This window comes from Bilophila sp. T19-St14 (assembly GCF_059728385.1).
This window is the reverse complement of the sequence record NZ_BAAGFT010000002.1, coordinates 601,943-620,276: the sequence shown is the minus strand read 5'-3', so window position 1 is coordinate 620,276 and position 18,334 is coordinate 601,943. Positions and strand designations below refer to the sequence as shown.

General features: G+C 54.8%; 18 protein-coding genes. 6 read left to right on the top strand and 12 right to left on the bottom strand.

The annotated features are described in order from the left end of the window. Window positions 1-1,090: 1,090 nt before the first annotated feature. From AC6I1V_RS17140 to AC6I1V_RS17130, 3 genes are read left to right on the top strand one after another with little or no spacing between them, the layout of a single operon-like run. Window positions 1,091-1,714, top strand: a complete 624-nt coding sequence (locus AC6I1V_RS17140; RefSeq protein WP_279060906.1) for a hypothetical protein — start codon at window positions 1,091-1,093, stop codon at window positions 1,712-1,714. 58 nt (window positions 1,715-1,772) lie between these two features. Beyond that, on the top strand, window positions 1,773-2,165 hold the full coding sequence (locus AC6I1V_RS17135; protein ID WP_483986450.1) for a hypothetical protein: 393 nt from the start codon (window positions 1,773-1,775) through the stop codon (window positions 2,163-2,165). A gap of 49 nt (window positions 2,166-2,214) precedes the next feature. Continuing rightward, complete coding sequence (locus AC6I1V_RS17130; RefSeq protein WP_483986451.1) at window positions 2,215-2,610, top strand: hypothetical protein; 396 nt, start codon at window positions 2,215-2,217, stop codon at window positions 2,608-2,610. Here AC6I1V_RS17130 and AC6I1V_RS17125 read toward each other — a convergent pair. The 6 genes from AC6I1V_RS17125 to AC6I1V_RS17100 form a co-directional block, all read right to left on the bottom strand. Further along, window positions 2,605-2,883 carry a hypothetical protein gene (locus AC6I1V_RS17125; RefSeq protein WP_497737118.1) on the bottom strand — a complete coding sequence of 93 codons (279 nt, stop codon included), beginning with the start codon at window positions 2,881-2,883 and terminating at the stop codon, window positions 2,605-2,607. The two genes, AC6I1V_RS17130 and AC6I1V_RS17125, sit on opposite strands and share 6 nt — an antisense overlap. 329 nt (window positions 2,884-3,212) lie before the next feature. Continuing rightward, window positions 3,213-3,440 carry a helix-turn-helix transcriptional regulator gene (locus tag AC6I1V_RS17120; RefSeq protein WP_279060913.1) on the bottom strand — a complete coding sequence of 76 codons (228 nt, stop codon included), beginning with the start codon at window positions 3,438-3,440 and terminating at the stop codon, window positions 3,213-3,215. Window positions 3,441-3,449: 9 nt separating this feature from the next. Beyond that, window positions 3,450-4,652 (bottom strand): tyrosine-type recombinase/integrase, encoded by a 1,203-nt coding sequence (locus AC6I1V_RS17115; protein WP_279060915.1) that lies wholly within the window; start codon window positions 4,650-4,652, stop codon window positions 3,450-3,452. A 118-nt stretch (window positions 4,653-4,770) separates the two neighbouring features. Then, on the bottom strand, window positions 4,771-7,212 hold the full coding sequence (locus AC6I1V_RS17110) for a putative type IV secretion/conjugal transfer ATPase (RefSeq protein ID WP_497737272.1): 2,442 nt from the start codon (window positions 7,210-7,212) through the stop codon (window positions 4,771-4,773). Beyond that, the gene (locus AC6I1V_RS17105; protein ID WP_497737271.1) at window positions 7,212-7,916 is read right to left on the bottom strand and encodes a DotI/IcmL/TraM family protein; all 705 of its coding nucleotides are present in this window, start codon (window positions 7,914-7,916) and stop codon (window positions 7,212-7,214) included. The genes AC6I1V_RS17110 and AC6I1V_RS17105 overlap by 1 nt, the downstream gene beginning before the upstream one ends. Window positions 7,917-7,933: 17 nt before the next feature. Then, window positions 7,934-8,098 carry a hypothetical protein gene (locus tag AC6I1V_RS17100; protein WP_300909611.1) on the bottom strand — a complete coding sequence of 55 codons (165 nt, stop codon included), beginning with the start codon at window positions 8,096-8,098 and terminating at the stop codon, window positions 7,934-7,936. 828 nt (window positions 8,099-8,926) lie between these two features. Between AC6I1V_RS17100 and AC6I1V_RS17095 the strand changes: the two genes are divergently transcribed. From AC6I1V_RS17095 to AC6I1V_RS17085, 3 genes are all read left to right on the top strand, one after another. Then, entirely contained in the window at window positions 8,927-9,535 is a 609-nt protein-coding gene (locus tag AC6I1V_RS17095; RefSeq protein ID WP_486854273.1) for a glycosyltransferase, read from the top strand. Then, a complete protein-coding gene (locus AC6I1V_RS17090) occupies window positions 9,465-10,439 on the top strand; it encodes a GGDEF domain-containing protein (protein ID WP_486854272.1) in 975 nt (324 codons plus the stop codon). The genes AC6I1V_RS17095 and AC6I1V_RS17090 overlap by 71 nt, the downstream gene beginning before the upstream one ends. A 158-nt stretch (window positions 10,440-10,597) precedes the next feature. Beyond that, on the top strand, window positions 10,598-11,992 hold the full coding sequence (locus tag AC6I1V_RS17085) for a TolC family outer membrane protein (RefSeq protein ID WP_486854271.1): 1,395 nt from the start codon (window positions 10,598-10,600) through the stop codon (window positions 11,990-11,992). Between the two features lie 355 nt (window positions 11,993-12,347). Here the strand turns inward: AC6I1V_RS17085 and AC6I1V_RS17080 are convergent, their stop codons facing one another. The 6 genes from AC6I1V_RS17080 to cobT form a co-directional block, all read right to left on the bottom strand. Next, window positions 12,348-12,470, bottom strand: coding sequence for a hypothetical protein (locus AC6I1V_RS17080; RefSeq protein WP_479859782.1), 123 nt, complete (start codon window positions 12,468-12,470; stop codon window positions 12,348-12,350). A 666-nt stretch (window positions 12,471-13,136) separates the two neighbouring features. Further along, on the bottom strand, window positions 13,137-13,913 hold the full coding sequence (locus tag AC6I1V_RS17075; protein WP_486854270.1) for a bifunctional adenosylcobinamide kinase/adenosylcobinamide-phosphate guanylyltransferase: 777 nt from the start codon (window positions 13,911-13,913) through the stop codon (window positions 13,137-13,139). Window positions 13,914-14,984: 1,071 nt separating this feature from the next. Further along, window positions 14,985-15,224 carry a hypothetical protein gene (locus AC6I1V_RS17070; RefSeq protein WP_486854269.1) on the bottom strand — a complete coding sequence of 80 codons (240 nt, stop codon included), beginning with the start codon at window positions 15,222-15,224 and terminating at the stop codon, window positions 14,985-14,987. Between the two features lie 364 nt (window positions 15,225-15,588). Continuing rightward, window positions 15,589-16,509, bottom strand: coding sequence for a cobamide remodeling phosphodiesterase CbiR (gene cbiR, locus AC6I1V_RS17065; protein WP_486854268.1), 921 nt, complete (start codon window positions 16,507-16,509; stop codon window positions 15,589-15,591). A 23-nt stretch (window positions 16,510-16,532) separates the two neighbouring features. Continuing rightward, window positions 16,533-17,282, bottom strand: coding sequence for an adenosylcobinamide-GDP ribazoletransferase (cobS, locus tag AC6I1V_RS17060; RefSeq protein WP_486850652.1), 750 nt, complete (start codon window positions 17,280-17,282; stop codon window positions 16,533-16,535). Beyond that, window positions 17,279-18,310: a nicotinate-nucleotide--dimethylbenzimidazole phosphoribosyltransferase gene (cobT, locus tag AC6I1V_RS17055; RefSeq protein WP_486854267.1), complete on the bottom strand. Its 1,032-nt coding sequence runs from the start codon at window positions 18,308-18,310 to the stop codon at window positions 17,279-17,281. The genes cobS and cobT overlap by 4 nt, the downstream gene beginning before the upstream one ends. Between the last annotated feature and the right edge of the window lie 24 nt (window positions 18,311-18,334).

Sequence of the window (18,334 nt, the reverse complement as noted above, 5' to 3'; positions counted from 1 at the left end):
GAATAAAAATATTTTGAAAAAAATTTTACCCCGTCAGATACCCCGAAACTTCGGGGATTTCATCTGACGGGGTGAGATGTCTCTGGATAATCAGGAAAAAGAAGGAGATGGACGAAACAGCGCGGGAACGGGGTAGAGGGCTGTTCCAATGAAGACGGCGGACTTCTGCCTGGTGGCGTTTCCCCGCCGCTGTTAAGCCAAGAATACCCATCCGCATGGGAAATGGCAAATCATATATGTCCATAGTGGGAACATCACGTTATGCCATATTTCCTTGCGCGGGAGAGAGGAGGGAAATCCCCGGCTCTTCGTCCGTCACACCCGCATGGGTGCCGGAAGCGGGCATTCCGTCAAGGCCAAGCCCTGCCGGGCCGCTTCGCGGGCCTTGACGTTCATGCCCTGGCTTACGGCCTTATATACTCGCGGGCGACGGACGAGGAAGCCTCCGGCGGGGGCTCGGTCAAAGGAAACTCGCAGGTCGGAAGCACAAAGACAAAGGCACAAAAAAGCGTTTCCCGCCTCCCGCAGTTTCCCCACATATCGACACGGCGGACACGATACGTGCAAATCTGTCTCGGCGTATGCTCCACAGAGTTTCCCCGATACATACGGCGTGGCCTCTCGCCCGGAGTTCAGATGTCCGTGCCGTCATGCGCGTTATGCCGACCTTGCCTTGCGTCGGATACTGACTACACGGTTTGCGCATAGCGTTCAGGCATTCGCCGTATACCGTCTCCTTATATGCCGGATGCTTGCCCGGCACTGTCGTCATGCCCACCAGCGACACGCCGGATACACACCTGCCGCATTCCCGATACCCGCATCATGCGTACATGCTTTCGCACAGATGCCTGTTTATTCGTCCGGCCTTGTCTCCGAGGGCCAGCCTACGTTTCGTCTATACGCCGTACGTATAGCCTCACGGCTGGCAAGGGGCCATGCCCCTTTGAACCCCGGGAAGCCCAAAGACAGGGAAAACGGTGAGCGCATTCATGAAGTCAAAAAAAGAATCCTTATTTCAAAAAAATCCCTCACCATAATATTGACCTCTACAATGATTTAGGCGATAGTCTAGCCATCGGGAGGTTCCATGAGAGAACAAACAGTAAAACCGACATGCGCGGGTACAATCAATAAAAAAGTGCTCGTTACACTTGGTGCCAAAAAACAAATAGTCGGCAAGACGATTTTCAGACTTTCCCCCCAATGGGAGGATTTTCTCCGTCAGCTTGCCAAAACGTCTAACCTGACAATTCGAAATTTTTTGGATTCACTTGCGGCAATTGCCATGCAAGCCTATTCAAAAGGTATGTTGCCAGTTTTTTCCGATCCAACGGAAGGAAACAGGATGAGCTATGCCATTAGCAAAGACGCGAAAGAAACATTTACAAAACTTGCAAAAGAATGTGGTGTCTCCAGAGATAACATAGTACAGAGTGCTCTTGCTTATATTTCGAAGGAATTTGAAAAAAATGCACTAAGCGCACAACAAAAAATCGAATATGCAGGTATATTAGATGAAGCTTTTGGAAAAATGCTTGATATCTACTACTCGGATATTGTCTCAACGGCAAGAGAAAGACTTTGTGCTTCTGGGGATCCAGATTTTGTAGAATGTGAAGAAAAGCTTGCTTATATCGAGCAATTGAATGAAGTTGATCTTCAAACTTATATTACGAGGAAGCAGCATGAAATTGACAAAACGTCTAGTTAAGTTAGTTTATAAAAGCTATATTAACATAATTTAATATCGCCAAATAAAGGAGTATTTTATGATTCAGAATGAAGTTATGGAATTTATAAATATAACACACGCAATTCCGAAAAAATTAAAAGGATATAATGGAAGTTTATTTATTAAAGATGGTATTATATTAATAATTAAAGTAAGTAGAACAGATAAAAAATTTTATGGAGCAAATGGTAATATTCTTGACACGCTAATTTATGCTTTAGAGGAAAACAGTATACATTTTGGTATAGTTTTATTGAATAATGAGCAGGGAGGGTGGTTTTACCCTGATAATATCATATTCAATAAAATCCAGCGAGGAATATGGCGAAAGGCTAATGATGGGGACTATAAAATAAATTTTCCATTTATGGATTCATTTTACTTTAACTCATATGATGACTTTGAAGGAATATTTAAAATGTTAATATAAAAATAATTTACTAAATCAAAGAGATAGACCATTTTAGAGGGATGCATACATGATAATTATGATAACATTAGATTCAAATTATCAAAAAATATGGGAAAAAAGTGGCACCGCGACTTTTGACTCATATTATGAAGGCACGGACAAAATACAAATTATCCAAAAAGATATACCTAAAACTTTATACGCTATTGGTGTATATCGATCAAGAAAATCATTGCCGCAAGAATTTTCTCCCTCTTTGCTTCAGATAACACGAGTTAATGTATTATCAGAAAATACCAAACGACATGATATAGAAATTGATTTTGATTTTTTAAAAAAATTACCGATGTCGGTGAATTCCACTTTACACAAAATGATACCAGAATCAACACCATTGATACGTTATATTAATGACAGTCACTTTTTTAAATTGCAAAAAATAAAAAATTTCGATGAGTTATAATATTACACATACAGTTTTTCTTATCTCAATTTCCAAAAGGAAATTTTGAAGTTCTTCTTTATGGGGAATAATGGCGTCAATGTCGATGTTTTCCGTTTGCGGGCCGGGCGTGTCTGGGATTTCGTTACTGCTTCCCGAAATGCGGATGCCTGGCGAGATGCCCATCACTCGTAAAAAAACTCGAAGTTTCCGCTTGTCTCTCTTACCTGATGTTTCCTTGGCATTGTCTGTCCCGTTGCCTTTTTGAAGTGTGAGAAGCGAAGCGCCGAACACTTGTCGGAGTCCAGAGGCGCAGCCTTTGGCAGGAGAGTAGCTGTTGTCAGACAGCTACCATCCTGTAAAGAAAAACTCCCGGCGCTTTCCGGCAGGGCATTTTTTCATACGGATTGCCATGTAGGCACTGTGTCCCCGCTTTGGGTATGCGTCTCCACCCAGATTAATTTCATGCCGTGAGGAGTGAAAAGACACACCCCCGCCGCGCAGTAACGCACGGAAAGGGCAATCTGAAAATTCGGGCATGGCGTGGGGCAAAAGGAAAGCGGCGCGGACAGGGGTCAAGCCCTGGTCGCGCCGCCTTGCGGAAAAGGATTGGACGGGGTATTTTAGTTATGTGCTTCGGTTGTATGCTCTGCTCCGTTTTGGCCGGAAAGACGCCTGACAAGGGCAAAAATGTCCGCTGACCGCCAGACGGTTGTGCGCGGCCCCAGTTTTATGGGCTTGGGGTAACGTCCGTCTTTGCAACCCTGCCACCACGCGCTTTTGCTGATGGGGATAATTGTTAAAACCTGCGGCAGACGCAGAAAATGTTCATTGCTGTTTTCCGGGAACATGGTTACTCCTTATGGACAGTCAAGCGACTGTTGTTCTCTGGTTTTTCTTCGTAATTCGTCTAAAAAGTCGGCCCACTCTTGCATCATCTTTCGGCGTTCGGGCAGGTATTCCGCCCTGTTGTATATTCCACGAATGATATTGCGCGGAACATGGGCAAGCTGTCTCTCTATCCAGTCTCCATTATATCCAAGTTCGTTGAGCATAGTGGAAGCCATAGACCTGAATCCATGCGGACACATCTCATCATTTTCAAAGCCAAGCCTGCGGATTGCTCCAAGCAGAGCGCTTTTGCTCATGCTCCTTTTTTCCGTCTTGTAGTTGGGGAAGACATAAACATCCTTGCCTGAATACGCCTGCAATTTCCTCAAGATGGCGACGGACTGCCTGCTGAGAGGGATAAGATGATCGCGCGACATCTTCATCCGTTCGGCGGGGATTCGCCACAGTCCGTCCTCAAAGTCGATTTCCCGCCACTCGGCGTTTCTCAGTTCTCCTGTCCGGCAAAAGGTCAGAGCCATAAGCTGGAGGGCGCTCCTGACAACAAAGGTGCCGGGATAGTTGTCGATGGCAATCATCAGATGCCCCACGGCTTCGGGCGTTGTCTGCGAGGGAAGGTTCCTTCTGACGCGCGGGGCCAGTGCCCCCTTGAGGTCAGCCGCCGGATCGCGTTCCGCCCGTCCTGTGGCAATGGCGTAGCGGAACACACTTGAGCAGATGGAGCGCACGATATGGGGTATGTCTTTGGCTCCCCTTGCCTCAATTTTTCGTAAAAGGGCCAGAAGTTCGGGGGCGGATACAAGATGGACGGGCTTTGAGCCAATCTGTGGGAAAAGGTTGCGCTCCATTCGATGTATAATGCTTGTGGCATAGTTTGCACTCCATTTGTCTTTGTTCTGCTCGTACCATTCAAGGGCAACGGCCTCAAAGCTGTTTTGACAGGCCGCTTTTTCAAGTTTCCGCTTTTCGGAAGGGTCAATGCCGTTGGCAATGTCCTTTCGGGCTGTCGCGGCGCGTTCCCGCGCTTCCTTAAGGGATACGGTCGGGTACAGTCCCAGAGAAATCAGCTTTTCCTTTCCCTGAAAGCTGTATTTGAGCCGCCATGCTTTCGTTCCGCTGGGAGCAATCAGCAGAAATAGTCCATGTCCGTCAAATAACTTGATTTGTTTTTCTCCCGGCTTCGCATTTCGTAGGGTGGTGTCGGTCAGGGGCATATGGGGTAATCCTCCGTTTCAAGAATAATTTACCCCGATTGTTACCCCGAATAATCCGGGGTGTCCACATGTCCTAAAAAATCCATGAAAGTCCATGTCAAAAATATATTCAATTTTTTCAGGATAATAAAAATAAAATAGACGTGAAAATTTTGCGATGGGAGTTTTCGTAGCACAATCTTTTGGGGTCTTCCCGGATGGCCTCAATGCGTCCGGCATGGTAGTCCTGATAGTATTCGGGCATAAGCTGCACATCGGCGGGCATGAGAAAGAACCGGGAGCCGAGAACATGCCGTGCCAGCATATACATGACCGCCGACTGCCTGTCCGCCGTGGCTCCTCCGCGCGGAGCCACTTCGTCCAGGTCGAGACTGACGATCTGCGCGTCGCCCAAATCGAACCGGGTAGGTTCCTTCAGAATGACATACGCTTCAATGGCGTCCAGTAATGAGCGCCAGACATTGTTGATGGTGTGTTCCTCATAGGTGTTCTGGATGCCCTTGTTCTGCCGAATCTGCGCCCCCACATCGGCCAGCAGCGGCACGGCGTATCTCTGCGCCTGCAATGCCTCATGCACATACCCCCGCTCAAAAAGCCCATCGACCACTTCCCACCAGGAGGTGGAAGCGTCGCGGCTGATGCCTTCATGGACAATGAGGTCATGCAATTCCGGCAACACATTGGGTTGATAGAGCCGGGGATGATTGCCGTCGGAGAGTTCCTCGTAGGCAAGGTCAATGGCCCGGCCTATCAGACCCGGCACGCCGTCCGCCGGAGCCGTGACATCCAGCGGCGTGGCCAGCAGCGACAGCAGGTTGACCAGAAACGCCTTGTGCGAGGGCAGGGGCTTGCGGCACCCCAACGGCGTGTCAAAGGGATTGACGGCATAGTCCGGCGTCATCCTCAGCCGGTGATAGGCGGCAAGGTGTTTTTTCCCTTCGGGCAGGTTTTCTTTCAGGAGCGTGATAAGGCCGGAGGAAGACGGCCCCACGTCCACGATGGACAGCCAGGGCAGACGGGACAGTCCGGCCTGTGTGACAAAGGCAAAATTGAAGGCGTTGAGGAAGACCGATTTACCGCCTCCCATCGGAGCTACCCCCAGATCAATCCACGCGGCCTGTTCGGAGGAATTGGGCGCGAACGGCATGATTTTGCCGTCCTGAGTGCGGAAGAGGAGACTTCCTTCTTTCCACGGCGAAGCCGAACGCAACGGCCACATGCCGATGGCCTCCTGAAGCGGCGCGGCTGTGACCGGGGCCGGACAGGTCGGCATCAGGCCGGGCAGTGTCGCGGTAACGCCGAGCAGCGGGTCGCCCAGAGCTTCGGAAACATCCGTAGTGCCCCAACCTTGTACGGCTTTGGAGAGTTCCGCGACACGCCGCCTGAGCAGTAGATGGGCCTCCTGTTCATTTTCCCGCATACAGGCCCAGGTGCAGAGGCAGATGCGGAATTTCACGCAGCAGACGCCTTCCAAATCCAGTGCGCGCAATGCTTCCACGGCGTTGTTGAAGCGTTTGTTGTCCGCGTTTGTGAAGGCCAGAATCGCTGCCAGCAACGGCTTGAGACCCATGTTCAGGCCGCCGTCTTCCAGCAGGAAGGACATGCGGTACGGCAAACGCTCGTCCCGTCGCGCCAGAACGCGGAAAAAGTCCTGGAAGGGTTTGGGCGTCTGCGGCATGAGCGTCATAATCAGCGGCCCATAGATGCGCTCACCTATTCGGATTGCGCTCCGCGACACCATGTTTCCCTCGCGCGGCCAGAGCTGCGTTCTGAAGTCCGGGTATATGACGTTATGCAATTCCTCTCTTTTGCCCGTACCGGAGTCAGGCAAACGGAGCGGCAGAGGATCGCCGGGCACAAGCGCCTGCCATGCCCTGCTGGTGAACTCCGGCGCGATGCACAGGCGGATGTCCCGCAGGGCCTCATGCGCCGAGAGCGGCCAGGCCAGCAAATCCGCCTGCCGGAAGGCGTCCAGCACACCAGTCAGAAAACCGTTATGCGCGTCATGCAGCGCGGCGACGGCACGGGCAATCTGCTGGCAGCCCGCGAGCGTCGGTACTTTGGACATGGCCGCGTCGCGCTCCTTCAGAGCCGTTTTCCGCAGGGTGTCAGGCAACACGGCAGGCCGCGTCCACAGTACAATCCAGCATTTTTCAAGGGCGCAGTAGCGTTGCAGCGCATGGCCCCAATCCTCCAGCAGCGGGCCGATATGCAGGCCGAGGTTGTGCGCCGTCAGGCGCGACGGCTCAAGAAGCTCGGCAATCCGTTCCCCGCTGCTTTCCGGGTCGTATTCAAAGACCACCTGAAGGGCGTGCCCCGGTTTGGAAAGCGTGGCCTGGAGCTTTTCCGTCAGGCCGGAGACGATGGCCGTGTATTCCTCTACCCCCACATGCTTCAGCGAACCTTCCAGATGAAGAAGGCTGATGAGGCTCCCGTCATCGGCCACCAGTACGCCGTTATCCACGGTTTCAAGACGACAGTAACTGTGAACCGGCCCGGCGAATGCTTCCGAGAGAGCGCGGATGCCGCGATCCACGCCGTTGACAAGTATATCAAGCATTACGCATCCCTCTTGAGTACGACTTGCTGAATGACCACGCCGCGCGGCGTCTTTGCCGTGGACGCGCGGCAAACAAGGACTGTGGCAAGGAGTTTTTGCGTGCTTTCCACGCCCTGGCTGGACTCGTAGGAAACAATCAGGGGGAACTCGACTTTCCATGTGGCCTTGCCGCCGACCAGACCGGAAGCGATGATGACCGGCGTGCGTGTGGCCACGGCGGAAGCGGAAAGCCGCTTGCCCCGAATCATGTCCAGCACGCCGGAGCTTTGGAGAGAAGCGAGAAAGGACTTGTAGGCCGCGTCATCGAAGTGAGGTCTGATGCTTTCCAGTTTTTCCCGCCACTCAAGGAAGTTGAGCGACATGGCCCCGGTAATGGCGTCCGACACCCACGTCAGCAGCCCGCTCTGGGTAAGCAGCGGCTGGTCGAGCGGCACCATAGGCGCAAGCCGTAAGTCCGGCGTGGTCGCGAAGTATTGCGGCTTCGGCTGGTGCAGGAGCAGGATGGCGGCAACATCCAGACTGGCGCACAAGGCCACGGTCAGAGCGAGAGCCAGTTTCATGGCCCGGCGGAACTGCGCCCTGTACCAGTTCAGTCCCCCAATGGCGGCGGCATCCGGGGCGGGCGACGAGGCATGAGCTTCCCTCACGCTTTGAGCCTGTTCCTGAGACTCCGGGGCGTCTTTTTGTTTTTTGAAAATATTCATGCCTCATCGCCTCACGCTTACAGGCCCAATTCGCCCATGCCGGAAGTCTGGTCGCTTCCGAACAGCGTAGCGGAACCGGAACCGAGGAGTTCTCCCAGGCCGAGTGCCAGAGCGCCGATAACCACCTTGGTCAGTCCGCCCGCGTAGGTGCTTTGTCCCTGATTTTTCGTGGCCTTATACATGTGAACTTTTTAATGTTAGTAACTATATGAAATAAAAACATAAAGTTTTCATATTTTGTCTTTGGTACCCCTCTATCTACCCATTTCTTTGAAAGATTCAAAAAATTTTTCTGGACGGACTTGAACCGTTTTTAAAAGGTATAAGATACTAGCGAGTCTTATTGGAGAGTATTGGCAATAATTGTGGGGTAGGGAGATAGGTAGAGATGTAAAACAAAGTTTTTAATATTTAATTTAGTATGGTTATAAGGAATTGTGTCAAAAGTTAATATCTCATCTAAACTTTCCTCTTGACTTAATGTGAAGAAAATGCATAGCTGACGTCTGTCAGCCATACTGGTATTTGGCTGCATTGTTCCTGCTGGTATTGGAACTTGTATGTAGAAAGGCGTGTTGCGTCTTTTTTAAAATATAAGTAACATATTGATATAGCAGGATTTTTTTATGTTCTCTCTCTCTCTCTCTCTCTCTCTCTCTCTCTCTCTCTCTCTGATTTTTCTGAGCCATCTGTCTTACGGTGATCGCCATAAGGATGCCCCGTACCGAAATCATGTCTCGGCACGGGGCGTTTTGTTTTTTCCATAGGGCTCAGGGATACGGCGGGCAGACTCCCTAGCCCACCTTCTCTTGGAAGGCTTCATATTATGGAAAAGGGACGCGGCATTGATGTAGAAAGTGTGTCCCTTTTTGGAAAATACTGTTTAAGAGAATCCACAAGCCATGTGTGAATTTATTGTGCAGAAAGAACACAGTCCCGGTTCCTGTACATGGCTGGGACATGATGCGTTCCTTTTTTGTGCTGTTGTGGAAGAGGAACGGCAGGAGATCGTGACCCTTTCCGTGCGGGATGCCGCCCGGCTGCGGGAGGGCGGTTTCTGGTGCGGGCTGCCGTCCCTGCTCTCGGCGCGCCCTGACTGCCATGTGGCCCTTATCAGCACGGGCAGGGAAGTCCGCCTCGACAGCCTCCGGGAGGGCATGGCGGCGTTTCCCCCCGGCATGAGGGGGCGGATCCACCTGCTGGACTTCCTCCCCCCAAACGCCTACCGCGACCTGCTGCGCGTCTCGTCGCTGCATCTCTGTAAAGACATTTCCTTTATGCTGCCCTCCGAACTCTTGGAGGCCATGAGCTGCGGGTGCGTTGTGCTCGCGCCCGACACCGGGGCCGTCCGCGAAGTCCTCAGCGACGGCCTGAACGGTTTCCTGTACCCCTCCGGGCGCAGGATGAACTGGGCCATGCTCATAACCCTGCTGCTCGAAAAACGGGCCGGGCTGAGCCCCATACGCCGGAACGCACGGAAGGCCGTTTTGGGGAAACACAATAAAAACACCCTGCTGCCAAGGCATATCGCTTTCCTGATGGAGCGTTATGCCCACTGGCGCGCACGGCAGGCACAACCCGCAGAGGGGAAAGATGCGCTCAAGCCTGCCTCTGCCTAAGCTCCTTGGGATCATTTCGCGGATCGTGAACGACAGCGGATGCACAGCCCGCATCGTCGACGAAATACCCGAACAGGATAAGGAAATCCGGGAGCTCTGCCTCCAGATTTACGAACTGCGCCGGGCCGCGCAATCCATCGCGCACGGCGGGCTGGATGTCCATTTCAAAAATTGCGGCTGCATGGCCATGTATTTGAAGGACATCATGGACAGGCTCAAGGCGGTCGAGTGGGGCATCAAGGAGCTTGCGGAGGGCGACACGCCGGAACTTCCCCGCTTGGGGGCCATCGGGACGTACTTCGAGCTCATCGGCAATACGCTGCAGGAAAACAGAAGGCTCATCGACAAATACAGGAACCTGTCCCTGACCGACATGCTGACGGGCCTCCCGAACCGGCGCGGCTTTTGGGTTTTGGCGGAAAAGGGCTTTGCCCGCGCAAGCCTCAGGCGGCAAAGCGTTTCCTTCATCATGGCGGATATCGATCATTTCAAGAAGGTCAATGACCTGCACGGCCATGAGGCGGGGGATGAGGTGCTGCGCGCGGTGGCGCGGCGCTTTCTGGGCTGCCTCAGGGGTGAGGATATCTGCTGCCGGTATGGCGGGGATGAATTCCTCGTCATGCTGCATGATACGGATGTGATCCGGGCGGTATTGGTTGCGGAACGGCTGCGCAAGAGCATCGCGGGAAAGCCGATCCTCGCAGGAGGGGAGGAGATCCGGGTGACGATCAGCCTCGGGGTGACGGGAACCGTCGCTGCCGATTGCGCCGGAACGCGGAAATGCCGTGCGGAAATACGGCGGGCGGTGCAGGTGTCCGACGCCTTTCTCTATAACGCCAAGGAAGCGGGCAGGAACAGGGTCGCCGCCGACCTGCCGAAAGCGGATGGGAGGGTGGCGCAATAAGCCTTTCCTTTTTTGAAAGGGGAGGGCGCCTGTCGAGGGAAACGCCGATCCGCCTGTGCGCGGCGCGGCTTTTTAGGAAAACGCTTGGGGGATGTCCCGAGCGAGCGCGTGGGTGAACGCCACGCAGGAGGGTAAGCTGCCCTCTGGAGGAACAACATATGTACGGTAAAACCTTTGTGATGATTCTTATGACGGCGGTGCTGTGCCTTGGCGGAACGGCGAACGCCCCGGCCGCTCCCGCCTCCAACGCAGCCGCGGCTTCCGCGCCCGTACAGGAAGGCGCCGTCTCCGTCCGGGAAACCGTGGCCGAAACCATCGCCCACCACCGTGGGCTCAAGGTCATTCAGGAAAATCTGGATGTGACCCGCTATGAACTGCGCCGGGCGAAAGCCGGATGGGGGCCGAGCGTGGACGCGACCGGCCGCTACGGGGCCAGCCGCCTGAGCGACGATACCACACGCTCGTACGGTTCGGATAAGGGGATGTACGCGGCGAGCGGCGTGGGCCTTACCCTGACCCAGCCCCTGTGGGACGGCTTCGCCACCCGCAGCCGTGTACGCACCGGGGAAGCCACCGTTGAGTCGATGGAATACCGTGTGTTCGACAATGCCACCTCGTTCGGCCTGGACGGGCTCATTGCCCATGTGGACTACCTGAGGCGGCGCGAAATCCTGCGCCTCGCACAGGAGAATGTGGCGCGGCATAAGGAGATCCTCGCTTCGCAGCGGGATCGCCTGAGCCTTGGGGCATCCACGACGGCTGACCTGACCCAGACGGAAGGCCGCCTTTCCCGCGCCATGTCCACCCTGACGGACGCCGAGGCTTCACTGCGCGAAGCCGAAGCCTCCTATATCCGGCTGACCGGGAAGCCCGTGCCCACGTCGCTTGCGGAAGTGTATGTCCCCGAAGGGATGTTTGCCGGCCCCGACGAGGTGATGAAGGCGGCTGAGGAGGGGAACCCCAAGCTGAAGGCGTACCTTGCGGATATCCGGGCGGCACGCGGCGAGAAGGAGCTCGCACAGTCGGCCTACCATCCGAAGATCAACCTTGAGGTTGGGCCGAACTATTCGGATCGCGGCGGCAGGGGGAGCAACTGGACGTCGAGTTTCGACGTCATGGCGACCATGCGCTGGAACCTGTTCAACAGCGGTGCGGATAAGGCCGAGACGGAAGCCGCCGAGTCGCGCGTCCGTCAGGCGCGTCAGACCGCCTATAACTTCTTTGATGATTTGAATCTTGAAATCGCGGACACATGGACGCGTTACATGGCCGCCATCGATCAGCGAAAGTATTATCAGGAAGCGGTCGTTTACAATACGCAGACGCGGGATGCCTATCTGGCGCAGTTCAACCTTGGGCAGCGCAGCCTGCTTGATGTGCTGGACGCCGAGAACGAGCTCTTCAATTCCGCCACGGAGGAAGCCACGGCACGCGGGAACGAGATCGTCGGGGCCTATCGGCTGTACGCGCTGGCCGGGCAGTTCCTTCCGGTGCTGAACATAGACGACAAGTTCCTTTACGCTTCCCAGCGCGAAAGCGGGGAGTCCAAGTAATCCTGCTTACTCCGGGGCGCTGCCCGGAGCATGCCGGGGTTCCTGCCCTAGGCCCTGCCGAGGGGCGCTGCCCCTCGAACCCCGGCAGAGGCGCTGCCTCTGCACTCCGCAAGGGGGCAGCGCCCCCTTGACCCGGCGGCGCGTTTCCTTTGGCGGCTTTGCCGCCAAAGGAAACGCTTGTACGGCGCAATGGAGCGGGATACGCTTTTCTTTGGCTCTGTTATAGTATGTGATTGTTTCATCTCCACAGCACGGTAAAAAGACGGCCCTTTTCTCCACTGTTCCCATCAGCGGAATCCATAACTAAAGTATTTTTCTGGTTATTCTTTTGGAACTTCAAAGAAAAAAGCATCTATCATTTTCTATGATACCGCCTTTTTTTGATCTTGTGGGCATCGGTGTACGGGCCAACAGCCTGCCGCAGCAATACGGTGAACAAAATGGGCAGGTGCAGGGACTGGAAAAGGCGTCTTTTCATGGCCTTTCCGCACGATTAAATATGAATGGATTTTCTTTGTTCCCATTTGGCTCCCTTTTGGGAATTAAAGAAAACGCAAAAATGGAGTGGAAAAGGCAGACTGCTGTAAGGTATCCCCGCAGCTTGCCTAAATACCCTTTAAAAAGAAGGCCCTGCCCCAACGCTTGATGGGATGCCATTTTACACTGAGGCTGTGCCATAGGAAGTGGCTGATGCAAGTTCCAAAGGAATAACCAATAAAATGCCTCAGCCGTAGAGCCTGCCAACAGGAAAACTGAAAAAAGCTCTGTTTTTCTTTCTTTCTTTCTTTCTTTCTTTCTTTCTCTCTCTCTCTCTCTCTCTCTCAAAGATTTTTAGTGTTATCTAGTGGTGCCGCTTTTATTCCTAACAGAAAAGCGTGGCGGAGTATTTTTATAGCTGTGTCATAGAAAATGGTTGATATTTTTCCTTGAAGTTCCAAAGGAATAACCAGAAAAATACCTTAGTTATGGATTCCGCTGATGGGAACAGTGGAGAAAAAGGCTATATTTTCATCTCACTGTGGAGATGAAACAACCACATACCATGACAGGGCTTTTTTTATTTGAGGGCAGGAAAGGCCAAAGGCATACTGCTTTTCCTTTTGGAGTAAGGAAAGAGGAGCAGTTCTATCCCATTGGCACTTTTTTATTCCTCCAGCCTGAGCAGTCTCCCGGCAATGACGAGGAAGGCTTCACGGGCTTGCGCGGCGATAAGCTGGTTGGCGAGGCCGAGTCCATCGTGATAATTACGTCCGAGCCGGGTGGGTTCGATGCCGCCAAGCCCGGTTTCGCCGGAAACGACCACCCAGCGGCAGCCGGAAGAGCGGATTACGGCAAGCAGCGCTTCCGTTTCGTGGCGTACCGCCTCCTCAAAGACAAGCAGATCTTCGGGATCAGGCAGGCTGAACAGGATATTCGATACCCACAACGTCACGCAGTCCAGCAAGATGGTAGGAACCTTCTTTGCCTCGCCTTGTACCTCGTACGTGGCTTTCTTGAAAGCCCTATCTGTTTTTGGGGCCGTATACTGCTCCTCTGTCTTCCAACTGCTGGGGGCACCATCTGAATGGCCCCCCCTCGGAGTGGGGGTTCCACCGTTGGATTGTCCGGGCGGCATGGAAGCGGTTCTGGCGTTTTCTCCAGTGCCCCATCCAGAAACATTTCCTGCCATGCCGTATTCCATGAGAGCGGCGGCAATGCGCTCCCCAAGATGCAGCGGGCATTCGAGCGTTCGCCAGTTTTCCGGGCGGCGGGCACGGTGCCGCCGGATGCGTTCCGTCATCGAAGGATCGTCCGGCCGCGTTTCGGCTGTGGCGACATACAGCACCGGGCCGTCGGCACGTTCAAAAACGCGGGCCTCCGCGCGTGCGCTTTTGCCGCTCCGCGTGCCGCCGAGATAAAGGGTCAGATCAGGCTTATCCATACTGTTGGCCTTTGCGGATAGAAAGCCCCTTCGGAAAAGGGTTCCCATCTGCGCTATTTTTTAGATCGTGCGTCAATTAGATATAATTTATTGAAATTATTAATCTATTTTTGAGCTGCAAAAAAGATTATTTTCAATAAGTTCAATAGTTATATGTTCAATGACGACACGACTTAGGCTGTGTCATAAAAGTGGCTGATGCGTTTTTCCTTGAAGTTCCAAAGAAATAACCAGCAAAATGCCTTAGCCGTGGATTCCGCCAAGGGGAAAACTGGAGAAAAAGACTGTATTTTTCACCGCACTGTGGAGATGAAACAACCCTATACCCTATACCCTGACAGAGCTTTTTTATGCGGGAAAATGTTGCATCGGTGCTTGCCGCGAGTCAAACGCAAACACTTTCCCCATGCGGAACATCCATTTTTCTGATGTTGTTGGCTCTGTCATAGGCTGTGGCTGTTTCATTTCCACATATAGTGAACATACGGCTTTTTTCCAGCTTTTCCGTTGGTAAATTACATAACTGATTTATTCTATTGGTTGGCTGTGCCATAGGAAACGGTTGATGCTTTCTTGAAATCCTAAAGGAATAACCAATAAAATATCCCATCATGGAGTCCACCAGCAGAAAAATTTGAGAAAAAGTCTGTATCTCACCATGCTGTGGAGATAAAATAAATACATACCATGACGGATCCTTGGTTATCCCTTTGGAACTTCAAGAAAACGTCAGCCATTTCCTATGGCACAGCCATATTTTTTGGCTCTTTTTAGTATGTGGTTGTTTCGTCTCCACAGTACGGTGAAGATACAGCCTTTTTATCCCGTTTTCCCCTTGGCGGAATCCACGGCTAAGGCATTTTGCTGGTTATCCCTTTGGAGTTTCAAGGAAAACACATCAACCATTTTCTATAACACAGCCTTTTAATATTGGCTTTGTCATAGTGTATGGTTGTTTTGTTTTGGTAATGTACTGAAAATATATGCTTTTTCTCCAAATTTTCCGCTGGTGGGCTCTGTGATTGGGGGATTTTATTGGTTATTTCCTTGGAATTTCAAGAAAATAAAACATTAACCGTTTTCTAGGACACAGCCTATTTTATTGGTTATTCCTTTAGGATTGGCTGTGTTAAAGTTTCCGGCTGATACAGCAATCAGAGGTCGTTCATCTATCTGCCCCTGTTTCAGCGGAACATTCGCTGCCGTGAAGGCGGCCGCACTTCCAGCGCGGTGAAAGGCATCCTCCAGCAGCGACTGACGGCGCTTCGTCTCGCGCGGTTTCGCCGCTCTCGACCGCGCTTCGCGAGACATTTGGCCGCTCCTTGACCTCCTCCCATGCCGCATTGCCATGCGGCGGGGGACGTCTTCAAAGCTCGCTGACGCTCGCGCCTTCGGCGGTAAAAGGAGCATACTTCTCTTTATCAACCGTAAACTTGAACAGAGCCTTAGGATTTCAAGAAAGCATCAACCGTTTCCTACGATACAGTCTAATATTTCATTTGTTTTTTTAATCCATTATGGAACCATTCCCATTGAAAATATGACTGCCTTCCATGCTTGGGAAAACCTGTGAAAAGGGATTCGATAAGGTCAAAAGTCTTTGAAGATGGAGGGGTGGGGTTTGGGGAGGGGAGGAAGGGACTTTCTCCAGAAAGTCCCTTCCTCCCCTCCCCAATTATTCCCTCCCCAATCGTTTTCCCTGATACCGCTCCCACGACTGCATGAGCACGGCATGGGAAACGGCAAAATCCTCGACGGAAAAGACCTCAAGGTTGAGCACGCCGGAAAACCCGGCCTTCCAGAGGGGATGCGCCACCTCGTCCACGAGCTCCGGCGGCATGAACCGGAGCGATTTGTGGTCACGCGGGCGAGTCCCGAACAGGCGGGGGAGGTTCCTTCCCACCGGCGTTTCCGGGGCCTTTTGCCTGCCTTGCTGTTTTGCCGCGCCCGCCGCACCTGCCCCGTCCCCGCGTGGCTCCAGGCCATGCAGATGGATGACGCGCACCCGTGGGAGCCACGCCGCAAGCACAGGGGCGGGATCGCCGCCGTCCTTCCAGATATGCCCAACGTCGAGACAGCGGGAGTACGGCGTACCCGCAAGCCAGCGATCCCAGAACGTGGGGGCGTAGGACTCAAGGTTCTCCACGGCGAGGCGTTCCGGCGCGGGCAGATGCGCCGCGATTTCACGCAAGGCCTCGGCAGTCCACTCCTGCTGTTCGGCGGAAGGTTCCCGCCCTGTCCCATGCAGGGAGGGGAAATCCACATGCAGTACGAAACTGTGCGGATCAAGCGGGCCGGTGAGTTCGGCGGCGCGGCGGACTTTCTCGATCATCGCCCGCGCGCCTTCCCGCGTATCGAAATCGGCGTCCGTGGGCAGATGCACGTGTAAAGTTGCGCCCTCTCCGGCAATGATCCTGCCGATTTCGGCGATCTCGCCGGGTGTGGCGAGGTATTCGCCACGCCCGCCCGTTTCCAGCAGCAAAAGCGCCACGTCATCGCACCGCTCCGCCGCAAACCGCACGGCGGGCACATAGGCCGCGTGCAGCAGGAACGAGGTCGCGCCAAGGCGCAGATTCGGGAGCGTGTATTTTGGCATCAGGCTGTTTTCCTTATTCAACTTCATACGCAACACACGACGAGGACGGCGCATTCCGTCAGCTCGATGAGGCACCCGAAGACGTCCCCGGTGACGCCGCCGAGCCGTTTCCTTGCGGCGGAAAGCAGAAGGGATGCGGCGAGCAGGGCGGCGACGAGGGCGTAGAGCCCGCGCATCCCGTTGGCGGCGCACAGGCCGAGCCCGGCTGCAAGGGCGATCAGTTCATGGCGCGGGGCCACGCCTTCGTGCAGGGCTTCGCCGAGCCCGCCCGGACGCGCCGAGGGGACGCGCATCGCCGCGAAAACCATGCACCGCGCCAGCGTCCCGGCAAGGCAGCAGGACAGCAGGAGGGGCGCGAAGGCGTCCGGCCCGCTTCCTTCCGCCTGAAACGTGCCCGCCAGCGCGCCGAGGGCCGCGGCCTTGAGCGCGAGGATGAAGAACAGCGCGGCCCCGCCGAACGTGCCGAGCCGGGAATCCTTCATGATTTCCAGACGCCGGGCCGGGGGAGCCTCCACGATGAGCCCGTCCCCGCAGTCCGCCACGCCGTCAAGATGGAGCCCACCCGTCACCGCGACCCAAGCAAGGCAGCCGATGACGCCGCACAAGGAGGCGGGCAGGATCTGCGCCGCAAGGCCGAGGGCGAGGGATACGAGCAGGCCGATGATGAGCCCGACCATGGGCAGCCAGACGGCGACGCCCCGGAAGGTGGGCGGCAGCGGCGCGGAACCGATGGGCAGGCGGGTGAAGAAGCCGAGGGCGGCGCGGAGCGTCATTGTATGCCTATGCCTTGTAACGTGTTCATTTCCGTAAGGATGCGGACGGCGGCGTCGATGATTGGATAGAGCAGCGCCGCGCCCGTGCCTTCCCCAAGCCTGAGCCCGAAATCAAAATAGGTGGGGATGCCGAGGTAATCCATGATGAGCCGATGCCCCGGCTCCACGGACGAATGCGAGCCGATGAGCATGTCCCGCACGCCGGGCCGGATGCCCACGGCGACGGCTGCGGCGGCCCCGGCGATGAAGCCGTCCACCACGACCGGGATGCGCAGCGACGCCCCGCCGAGCATGAGCCCGCTCATGGCCGCGAGTTCCGGCCCGCCGACCTTGGCGAGCACGTCGACGGCATCACGCGGATCGGGGCGGTTGACGGCGATGCCGCGCCGGATGAGGTCGGCCTTATGGCGGACGCGCCCGGAAGGGATGCCGGATCCGATGCCCGTCACCTCGTCAACCGACGCGCCGGTGAGCACGGCGGCGATGGCCGAGGAGGGCGAGGTGTTGCCGATGCCCATTTCCCCGGCGGCAAGCAGGGTTGCGCCCTTGGCCGCCTCCTCGCGGGCCATGTCGATGCCCACCTGTATGCAGGCCAGCGCCTCTTCACGGGTCATGGCCGGGCCTTCGCTGAAGTCGCGGGCCGCGTGCATGACCTTGCGCCGTATAAGGCCCTCCACATCGCGGAGGTCGCCCTTCACGCCCACGTCCACGACGGAAAGCCTCGCCCCGGCATTGCGGCAGAAGGCATTTATCGTCCCGCCGCCCTTGACGAAATTGCGTACCTGCATTTCCGTCACTTCCTGCCCCGTGGCGCTCACGCCCCGAAGGGCGATGTCGTGATCAGCCGCGAACAGCACTACGGCCTTTTCGGGAAAGGCCGGGCATTCGTTCCCGGTGATCCCCGCGAGCCGTACCGCCAGTTCCTCAAGCCTGCCGAGGCTCCCCGGAACCTTGGCGAGGTTGTCCAGACGCCGTTGCGCCGCTTCCGCCGCCCTTGCCGAAAAAGGGGGGATCGTCAGTGTGTTCATGGCCCTTCTTCTCCAACGGATGGT

Coding starts and splice junctions, on each gene's coding strand:
- AC6I1V_RS17120 (WP_279060913.1), bottom strand. CDS start 3,440: ATGTTCCCGGAAAACAGCAATGAACATTTTCTGCGTCTGCCGCAGGTT.
- AC6I1V_RS17085 (WP_486854271.1), top strand. CDS start 10,598: ATGTACGGTAAAACCTTTGTGATGATTCTTATGACGGCGGTGCTGTGC.
- AC6I1V_RS17100 (WP_300909611.1), bottom strand. CDS start 8,098: ATGTATAAGGCCACGAAAAATCAGGGACAAAGCACCTACGCGGGCGGA.
- AC6I1V_RS17105 (WP_497737271.1), bottom strand. CDS start 7,916: ATGAATATTTTCAAAAAACAAAAAGACGCCCCGGAGTCTCAGGAACAG.
- AC6I1V_RS17135 (WP_483986450.1), top strand. CDS start 1,773: ATGATTCAGAATGAAGTTATGGAATTTATAAATATAACACACGCAATT.
- AC6I1V_RS17130 (WP_483986451.1), top strand. CDS start 2,215: ATGATAATTATGATAACATTAGATTCAAATTATCAAAAAATATGGGAA.
- AC6I1V_RS17115 (WP_279060915.1), bottom strand. CDS start 4,652: ATGCCCCTGACCGACACCACCCTACGAAATGCGAAGCCGGGAGAAAAA.
- AC6I1V_RS17070 (WP_486854269.1), bottom strand. CDS start 15,224: ATGTCTCGCGAAGCGCGGTCGAGAGCGGCGAAACCGCGCGAGACGAAG.
- cobS (WP_486850652.1), bottom strand. CDS start 17,282: ATGACGCTCCGCGCCGCCCTCGGCTTCTTCACCCGCCTGCCCATCGGT.
- AC6I1V_RS17110 (WP_497737272.1), bottom strand. CDS start 7,212: ATGCTTGATATACTTGTCAACGGCGTGGATCGCGGCATCCGCGCTCTC.
- AC6I1V_RS17075 (WP_486854270.1), bottom strand. CDS start 13,913: ATGGATAAGCCTGATCTGACCCTTTATCTCGGCGGCACGCGGAGCGGC.
- AC6I1V_RS17140 (WP_279060906.1), top strand. CDS start 1,091: ATGAGAGAACAAACAGTAAAACCGACATGCGCGGGTACAATCAATAAA.
- cbiR (WP_486854268.1), bottom strand. CDS start 16,509: ATGCCAAAATACACGCTCCCGAATCTGCGCCTTGGCGCGACCTCGTTC.
- AC6I1V_RS17080 (WP_479859782.1), bottom strand. CDS start 12,470: ATGAAAAGACGCCTTTTCCAGTCCCTGCACCTGCCCATTTTGTTCACC.
- AC6I1V_RS17090 (WP_486854272.1), top strand. CDS start 9,465: ATGCCCACTGGCGCGCACGGCAGGCACAACCCGCAGAGGGGAAAGATG.
- cobT (WP_486854267.1), bottom strand. CDS start 18,310: ATGAACACACTGACGATCCCCCCTTTTTCGGCAAGGGCGGCGGAAGCG.